This window comes from Micromonospora sp. I033, assembly GCF_053890995.1.
This window is the reverse complement of record NZ_JBSSLX010000315.1, coordinates 1-4,821: the sequence shown is the minus strand read 5'-3', so window position 1 is coordinate 4,821 and position 4,821 is coordinate 1. Positions and strand designations below refer to the sequence as shown.

The following is a 4,821-nucleotide window of genomic DNA, read 5'->3' as shown; positions in this document are numbered from 1 at the left end:
CCCACCGGCTCCACCGGCCGGCGACGTGGCGCCGGCCGCGGCGCGGTGTAGGCGACCATCGGCGACCGCGGGGCCGAGGACGGCGTCTCCGTCCACCGCGGATCGTCCCCGGCCAGCCGCGTGCCGGACCAGAACTCCTCGGCCCGCTCGGGCGACGCCCAACCCTCCCGGGCCGGGGTCGGCGGGGCCGTCCGGTCCCACGGGTCGACCTCCGCGTACCGGTCCCAGGCGCCGGTCTCCCGGGCCCGGTCCGACCGGCCCGGTTCGGCGTAGCGGTCCCACTGGCCGGTGTCCGTGAACCGGTCCCACTCGCCGGTCCGCTCCGTCCGGTCCCACCGGCTCTCCGCCTGTTCCCACCGGCCGGCGGGCGCGGACCGGCCCCAGGCGTGCACGCCCGACGCGTCCCACGGGTCGACCGCCGGCTGCTCCGCCGGATCCGGCTCGGCCGTCCGGCTGCGCTCCCACGGGTCCACCGCCGGCCGCGACCAGGAATCCGCCGCCGCGCGCCGGCTCCGCCGGGTCGGCCGGTCGGCACCCCACCGGTCACCGTCGTCGGCCGTCGCGGGCGCATCCTCCAGCCCCGACCAGGTCACCTGCGGTCGCCGGGTCGCCGCGCGACGCGGCCGGCTCCGCGGGGCCACCCCCGAGACGGGCTCACCCTCGATCCCGTCGGCGCGCCGGCTGCCCACGTACCCCTGCTCCTGCGGGGTGTCCAGGGTCCACTCGGCGGTGTGCTCCGACGCCGGTCCGACGCCGATGGCCCGCAGGTCCCGGCGGTCGTCCTCCCAGCGCCGGCCGGCGTCCGCGCGCCGGCCCTCGCCCGCGTGCGGCGGCTCGACGTCCTCGTCGTCGGGCGCGGCGTGCCGGCCCCCGCCGTCCGCCCGGCGGATCCCGGACTCCAGCGCCCACCGGGGAAGATAGGCGTCGACCGGCTCGCCCTGCCCGCGCTCGACCGCGCGCCGGCGGCTCGGCGTGCCGTAGCGCTCAGGGGCGGACCACTCGACCGGGAGCGGATCGGCGGGAGCGTCCCAGGAGGCGCTCGGCCGGCGCTCGCGCGGGCTGCCCTCCCCGCTTCCCCAGTCCCGGTGTCTCACGGCCGGAGCGTGACCCTTCTCAACCGAAAGTGCAATCCGCTGTCCAGGTGTAGCCGTTCGCAGAGATAGTACGGGACGAACGGCGCCGAAGCTCGACCCGAAATCTTCCGTCCACAGGGTGGGGATTGCAAAACCGCAGGTCACAGCCGAGTGGGCCGGAATTCGCCATCACTTATCCACACCCTGTGCACACCCTGCGCACATGCTCGTCCACCGGCGTCCACAGGTTGTCCCGAGGCTCATCCACCGGTGCTGTTGAGCGGCTGACCTCGGTGTCCGTATCGTGGTCCCCCGACCGTCCGGGCGATGGCCCCCGATCGACCGGAGGGTCGTCGGAAGTTGTCATACCCCGGCGGTAGAGCTGGATCCGATCCGACGCAGCAAGGGGGGACCCGTGTCGGTCACCGACGAGACGCGCTCGGAACGGGCCGGGGGCCAACCGCCCGCACCGGCGCAGCGGGACGGCCAGTTCGAGAAGACCCCGCCGCAGGACGTGGCCGCCGAGCAGTGCGTCCTCGGCGGCATGCTGCTCTCCAAGGACGCCATCGCCGACGTCGTCGAGATCCTCAAGTCGAACGACTTCTACCGCCCGGTGCACGCCACCATCTTCGACGCGATCCTCGACATCTACGGCCGCGGAGAACCCGCCGACCCGATCACCGTGGCCGCCGCGCTCGCCGACTCCGGCGACCTGGCCCGGATCGGCGGCGCGCCCTACCTGCACACGCTGATCGCCAGCGTCCCCACCGCCGCCAACGCGGCGTACTACGCCCGCATCGTCGGCGAGCGGGCGGTGCTCCGCCGGCTGGTCGAGGCCGGCACCAGGATCGTCCAGCTCGGCTACGGCACCGGCCAGGGCGGCAGCCGCGACGTCGACGACGTCGTCGACCTCGCCCAGCAGGCCGTCTACGAGGTGACCGAGAAGCGGGTCAGCGAGGACTTCGCCGTCCTGGCCGACATGCTGCAGCCCACGCTCGACGAGATCGAGGCGGTGGGCGCGCAGGGCGGGGTGATGACCGGTGTGCCGACCGGGTTCAGCGACCTCGACCGCCTGCTCAACGGCCTGCACGCGGGGCAGCTCATCATCGTGGCCGGCCGGCCGGGCCTGGGCAAATCGACCGCATCTATGGACTTTGCCCGAAATGCTGCTATTCGCGCCAACCAGGCGTCGGCGATCTTCTCGCTGGAAATGAGCAAGGTCGAGATCGTCATGCGACTCCTCTCGGCCGAGGCTCGCGTGCCGCTGCACGTGCTGCGCAGCGGCCAGCTCTCCGACGACGACTGGACCAAGCTGGCCCGCTGCATGGGTGAGATCAGCGAGGCGCCGCTCTTCGTCGACGACACGCCGAGCATGAACCTCATGGAGATCCGGGCGAAGGCGCGGCGACTCAAGCAGAAGCACGACCTCAAGCTGATCGTGGTCGACTATCTCCAGCTCATGACCTCGCCGAAGCGCACCGAGAGCCGGCAGCAGGAGGTCGCGGACCTGTCCCGTGGCCTGAAGCTGCTCGCCAAGGAGGTCGAGTGCCCGGTGATCGCGGTCAGCCAGCTCAACCGTGGGCCCGAGCAGCGCACCGACAAGCGGCCCCAGCTGTCCGACCTGCGTGAGTCCGGCTCGATCGAGCAGGACGCCGACGTGGTCATCCTGCTGCACCGCGACGACTACTACGACAAGGAGTCGCCGCGGGCCGGGGAGGCGGACTTCATAATCGCCAAGCACCGGAATGGCCCGACCGACACGGTGACCGTGGCGGCTCAACTCCACCTGTCGCGCTTCGTGGACATGGCCATCGTATGACCGCGGGTCGCCGCCGGCTGACTCCTGGCGAGCAGGAGGAGATCCTCGGCTGTGCGACCAGCGGCGAGAGCATCACCGCCATCGGGCTGCGCTTCGGGGTGACGAGGCAAGCGATCCGAGCCGTCCTCCGTCGGAATGGGGTGCCGCCCCGTCGCGTGGGTGCCTTGACGGACGCCCAGAGAACCGAGGTCGTGAACAGGTTTCTCGCTGGCGCCTCGCTCAGCCAGATCGCTGCTGACTTCGGCGTGACGGCCCCGTCCGTTCGTGGTCTCGTCACCCGTCGAGGCGTCGAGATCAGGTCGGTGTCACAGGGCCTGCGGCATGACGCCTTCGACAGCTTCGAGCCGGACACCTGCTACTGGATCGGGTTCCTGTTCGCCGACGGCTGTATCAGCTACCGCCCGGGCCTCCTTCCCCAGATCTCTGTCGGCCTGGCCGCGCGGGACCGCGACCACCTGGTGGCGCTCCGAAACTACCTGGGCTGTGACAACAGCATCTCCCGTACGAGTCTGACCCACGGGTCATGCCAGTTCTCCGTGCGCTCCCAACGGCTGGCGGCCGAGTTCGGTCGGTACAAGGAAGCTCTCGACGACCGCCTGGTCGTCTCACGCGACTTCTGGCGCGGCATCGTCGACGGTGACGGCTCGCTCGGCATCTACCGGCGCCCTGCTCCGAGCACTCGGTCATTTGCCCAGTTCAGACTGGTGGGTCGGCGCCACGTGATGGAGGCGTTCGTGGCATTCCTCGGAGGCGAAGGAATAACCGGCCTGTCGGTGCGGCCGCACCGGAGCATCTTCACGGTAGGGACCACGTGTGGGCCGGCCGAGCGGATTGCCACGTTGCTCTACGCGGGTGCCGCAACGGCGCTTGCCCGTAAGGCCGAGATCGCCGCTCGAATGATCGCGCGGCCCCGCGAGGGCGCATCATCGATCGCGTCTGGCGTCAACCCAGCAGGGGGAACCAGCCGGCGGCCTCGCCCAGTTCCAGCCGGTCGCGGTCGGTGAGCGGCACCCGGCCGGTGGCCTTGAGCAGGTAGTCCCGGTCGTCCCAGCCGGTGGGCCGGACCGCCTCGTCGCTGAGCAGCCCGTCCACGGTGGCCACCGCCACCCGGGTGGGGGCCTCGGCGGGGAGCGGGGCGTCCGGCAGGTCCACCACGAGGTCGAGGTGGTGGATGACCGCCTCGGTGGTCAGGGTGGCGAGGAAATCGGGTACGCGCAGCACGTGCCCCTGCGTGGTCACGTGCCCGTCGGGGTCGGCGGCGGCGGCCGCCCGGACGGCGGCGGGCGCGGTGTCGGACCAGATGCGCACCACGCCGCTGGGCCGGTCGAACGCGGCTGCGGAGCGGCGGGCCCACCAGGCGTGCTTCACGCTCGCGTCGTCGTCGCCGCCGGGGGTGAACGCGCGCCAGTAGCTGACGTCGTCCACGTCGGCCGGACCCGGTGCCGGGCTGGCGAGGGCGACCAGCGCCCGTTGCGCGTCGCAGAGCACGTGGAAGAGCAGGTCGGCGACGAGCCAGCCCCGGCAGCGGGTGGGTCGTTGCAGGCCGGCGTCGTCGAGTGGGGTGACGACGGCGGTGATGCCGTCGTACGCCTGCGCCAGCGCCTCGTGCTGCCGGATCGCGGTCATGTCGTGCAGCCTGCCACGGTGTGGCGGAGTCGGCACGGCCGCGCCGCCGGGCCGGTGGGTCGCCGGCCCGGCGTGCCGACGGTCAGTCGAAGAGTTCGCCGAGGAAGCCGTGGTGCTTCTTGCGGCGGTAGTGGCCGTGGTAGCCGTAGTGCTCCTGGCCGTGGCCGTACGCGGGTTGCGGGTAGCTGTGGCCGGGCGGCGGCGGCGGGGGCGGCGGCACGGCCCCGTAGCCGGGCTGGTGGGGAGCGGCGGCGGGCGGTGGGGGCGGGGGGGGGGGGTGGCCCCCCCCTGCCCGCGCCGCCC

Annotated in this window: 3 protein-coding genes and 2 pseudogenes; 2 read left to right on the top strand and 3 right to left on the bottom strand. The window is 72.6% G+C overall.

The window, feature by feature from the left end:
- Positions 1-1,094 (bottom strand): annotated as a pseudogene (locus ACW0Q9_RS29180) (hypothetical protein); the annotation flags it as partial.
- A 394-nt stretch (positions 1,095-1,488) separates the two neighbouring features.
- Here ACW0Q9_RS29180 and dnaB point away from each other — a divergent pair.
- Positions 1,489-2,892 (top strand): replicative DNA helicase, encoded by a 1,404-nt coding sequence (dnaB, locus tag ACW0Q9_RS29175; protein WP_456186761.1) that lies wholly within the window; start codon positions 1,489-1,491, stop codon positions 2,890-2,892.
- Between the two features lie 191 nt (positions 2,893-3,083).
- Positions 3,084-3,896: a hypothetical protein gene (locus ACW0Q9_RS29170; RefSeq protein WP_456186759.1), complete on the top strand. Its 813-nt coding sequence runs from the start codon at positions 3,084-3,086 to the stop codon at positions 3,894-3,896.
- On the opposite strand, the gene ACW0Q9_RS29165 is transcribed toward ACW0Q9_RS29170, so the two are convergent.
- The gene (locus tag ACW0Q9_RS29165; RefSeq protein ID WP_456186757.1) at positions 3,835-4,518 is read right to left on the bottom strand and encodes a maleylpyruvate isomerase N-terminal domain-containing protein; all 684 of its coding nucleotides are present in this window, start codon (positions 4,516-4,518) and stop codon (positions 3,835-3,837) included. The genes ACW0Q9_RS29170 and ACW0Q9_RS29165 overlap by 62 nt on opposite strands.
- Before the next feature lie 82 nt (positions 4,519-4,600).
- Positions 4,601-4,821, bottom strand: a pseudogene (locus ACW0Q9_RS29160) (zf-TFIIB domain-containing protein); the annotation flags it as partial.

What these genes read in the sequence shown, in the direction of transcription:
- ACW0Q9_RS29165 (WP_456186757.1), bottom strand. Translation starts at nt 4,518, where the DNA reads ATGACCGCGATCCGGCAGCACGAGGCGCTGGCGCAGGCGTACGACGGC.